The sequence below is a fragment of the Moorena sp. SIO4E2 genome, assembly GCF_010671945.1.
In the GTDB taxonomy this organism is placed as follows: domain Bacteria; phylum Cyanobacteriota; class Cyanobacteriia; order Cyanobacteriales; family Coleofasciculaceae; genus Moorena; species Moorena producens.
The window spans coordinates 1-3,246 of sequence record NZ_JAAHIE010000704.1 but is presented as its reverse complement, the minus strand read 5'-3'; the positions used below and the strand labels follow the sequence as shown (position 1 = coordinate 3,246).

The following is a 3,246-nucleotide window of genomic DNA, read 5'->3' as shown; positions in this document are numbered from 1 at the left end:
CAAGCGGAAGAGTTGGGAGCACAGAATGCTCTGATGGCAGCGATTACTGCAGTTAGAGACCAAAACTATCAGGCTGAGTGTAATGCGATCGCATCTAGTCAAGACTTCAGTGATAGCCAATATCAAAAGATTAGCAAACGCCTAGTCAAAACACCATCGGAGCGTCGCTCACTACGGAAGTACGATTTAAAGCAGCGTTATGCCATCCCAGTCACACCAGAACTGGTACTCAAAGATGACCAAGGCTGGTATCAGCAGCTAAGGCTACATTATTTTCTTACCCTAGGTCGGCAACATCTGGCAGAACGGGATGCTAAGGTAGCGCGACTATTAATTGAGCAAGGTCAAGGGAGTATCTTTCTACCGGATTTCAATCGTGCTGTGCTCGGAGCGATGATTGGTACTATGAAAGTGTTGGGGATACCAATCCTATTAGAGAATCTCGAACGAGAACTCAGAAATACTGATCAGGACTTGCAGCAGATGGCTGCGATCGCATTAGCAAACCGTTGTGCTATCAAAACCATCATGGGAATCGGACTAGCTAAAAAAGCAACTCCGATTGTTATTATCAGGCGTTTCTTAGATAAAATCGGCTATGGCTTGCAGTGTATTCGTTATCAGAGCCAAGGGAAAAAGCGGTTCAGAGTTTATCAGCTAGTTAGTCCAGAAGATGGTCGCATGGAAGTGTTCCAGAAGTGGTTAGCTAGTGATGGTCAGAGGTTAGGCACTAGTGAAATTTGCTTGGATAATGGTTTATCCCCTAGGTCGGGTAACACTCAGTCAGTGGATTCAGAAAACAGCAATTATGTTCAATTGTGTTTGAATGTTTAGTTTTAATGTTTAGCATTAGTTGGAGAGTTGGTGGAGGTTGGAGGCTATAACCCCCCACCCTCTAACATTTATCCTAAGAAAGTATCACTAGCTGATAGTGAACTTTTTACACAGAAGACCTTAGAGGTTGTCTGAGAAGTCTCATTTGCTACATCCAAGCCCCCTAAATCCCCCGAGCGAGCAATCCCTCGCTCGGGGGACTTTTAGAAGCAAATTGACTCTTTTTCCCCCCAAAGTTGGGGGGCTAGGGGGGCAAAATTCAGTATCAAAAAACTTTTCAGATATCCTCTTAGATCTTCTTCTCGATGTTAATCTTAAAACCAAGCTTATCCTCGATTGCTTTGAGCTCACTAATCGCTGGGAACATATTTTTGATATCGTTTTGCCAGAGAATCAAATCCCTTTCTCCTTCTGTCACTTCTGCTTCACCAAACAGCTCACCTAACCACTCAAATAGACCATCTATACTAATATCTTCCGGTGGAGTTAACCGATTCAATGTCCGCTGCCCAGGGGTTGCCAATGCCATCTTCAGCAAGTCGTAGAGCGTGCCTTCACGGGACAGAAATAAACACAAGAGCATCAATATCTGTATTTGCCGAATTTCATCCCTGTCACCACCTCTATCTTCTCTATATCCTTTAGGATTATGCTTGATCTTGACCATAGTGTCTTCGAGTAGTTTTTTTTAGTAATGTGTTCGAGTCTGCTTTATTGAACTTATCCAAACTTAGCTTTTTTACCATTACTAGTAAATTTTATCATTATAAATTTACTAGTAATGGTAAAGTTTTATGAAATAAGATTTAAGTTTACCAAAGAAGAGTATAACTCCTTGATCTATCGTTCCTAATCATACCATGTGTACAGCATCGGTATAATTATTTACTTTAGCAAAAAATCACAGGAGCATTTCACAGAAAGCATTTTTTATGTAAGCATTCAGCTATTAGCTTTTGAATAAAACAAGTAAGCTGTCGCGCATTTAAACGTAAGCATTCAGCAGTCAGCGGTCAGCCGTGAACTTTTGGCTCACGCTACTTGAGATGCTTATTTTATTCACAAGCACCGATTGCGCTACGGGCACGCTGCGCGAACAGTAGCGTGGCACAGGCTTCTAACGTGGCACAGGCTTCGACCCTTTGACCTAACCCATAAGCTGAATGCTGATAGCTGAATGCTGATAGCTGATAGCTGACGGCTGAATACTTACATTTAAACTTCCTTTGATTAAATCAGAAAAAAAAACTGAAACTCTTTTACATTCTGCCTTCTGCCTTCTGCCTTCTGCCTTCTGCCTTGGTGTTGTAGAATTTAAATGCACAACAGCTTAACCATTGGTTTAATCTCTGTTACGTCAGCTGACGGCACCTCAAGTAGCGTGAGCTTTTAGCTGACGGCTGAACGCGCACGCGTGAGCTAAAAGCTCACGGCTGACGGCTGAATGCTTACTTTTTTCTGATAGTTGAGAACATAGTTTTTCCTGTATCAGTCTGCTGTCAATTTTACATTAGGCTTCAGTAACTTATTCATCCATTTATCAGAAACGTTAAAGCCAAAACTCCACCGGTTCGCTTGGGTTTTATTAACAATACAATGCCAAAGCAACTTGTGTGCTTCGCTTTCGATCTTGAAGAATCTAACCACTTTCGGCTTCTCCTCAATCGTTACTAACTCCTTGGTTTCGGGATTCATGTAGCGGAAAAATGGTTTGCCATCCCCATTGAATTCACACCGATCAAAATCAACCAAATACATCCGCCAACCTGGCTGAGTTTCGTTAGTGTGCCACATCCGATAAGCATTCGGCGGATACCATAAGCTTCCTGAGAACCTAATTTCAGCTCCAAAGAAATCTTCCAGGAGTTCGATTAACTTTACTTTCGTCCTAAAATAATCATCGTAAAAGGAATGGTCAACATACCGATCCAGATTAATTAAGTGGAACTGACTCCAGGCATATTCAGGCTGGGGTGAAACAACACCTAGATCCACGTAGGAGCGCAATGATTCGAGATACCGCTGTTGGAATTCTGGGGCAGTTGGGGAAACATCGGCAAATTGTAAATTTGCTTCCCGAAAACTCTTTTCATACAGCCCTAGATCCACCGTATCTGGCTTGATTTTGAGCTTACCAACCTGCTCAGCAATTTTCTCAAACCCTGGAATTTCGGAAAAATTAAACTCGTAGTGATAAGCGTGGGGGAACCCCTGATCAGAAGCAGACTGAGCGCCATCAATGGCAATCAGAGGTTTGTCACTCTTGGGAACATAAGAAGCATTTGGGTGTGGCTCTTTTGGAAAGACGTTTGGTCAGGTTTAGAGAGGTATCGGAAGAGTAGGAGGAGCAGTAATAGAGCAACGAGCTTGAATTAGTCGTTTCATCAAAGGAAGGCCATCTTTGTACAAAGA

General features: G+C 42.6%; 3 protein-coding genes and 1 pseudogene. 1 reads left to right on the top strand and 3 read right to left on the bottom strand.

What is annotated here, in order from left to right; genetic code table 11:
- Nucleotides 1–834, top strand: a pseudogene (locus F6K37_RS35715) (plasmid replication protein, CyRepA1 family); the annotation flags it as partial.
- Between the two features lie 289 nt (nt 835–1,123).
- Here F6K37_RS35715 and F6K37_RS35710 read toward each other — a convergent pair.
- The 3 genes from F6K37_RS35710 to F6K37_RS35700 form a co-directional block, all read right to left on the bottom strand.
- Nucleotides 1,124–1,501, bottom strand: a complete 378-nt coding sequence (locus F6K37_RS35710) for a DurN family substrate-assisted peptide maturase (protein WP_287255657.1) — start codon at nt 1,499–1,501, stop codon at nt 1,124–1,126.
- A 480-nt stretch (nt 1,502–1,981) separates the two neighbouring features.
- Complete coding sequence (locus tag F6K37_RS35705; RefSeq protein WP_287255655.1) at nt 1,982–2,158, bottom strand: hypothetical protein; 177 nt, start codon at nt 2,156–2,158, stop codon at nt 1,982–1,984.
- Nucleotides 2,159–2,322: 164 nt separating this feature from the next.
- Nucleotides 2,323–2,943, bottom strand: coding sequence for a hypothetical protein (locus F6K37_RS35700; RefSeq protein ID WP_287255652.1), 621 nt, complete (start codon nt 2,941–2,943; stop codon nt 2,323–2,325).
- Nucleotides 2,944–3,246 lie beyond the last annotated feature (303 nt).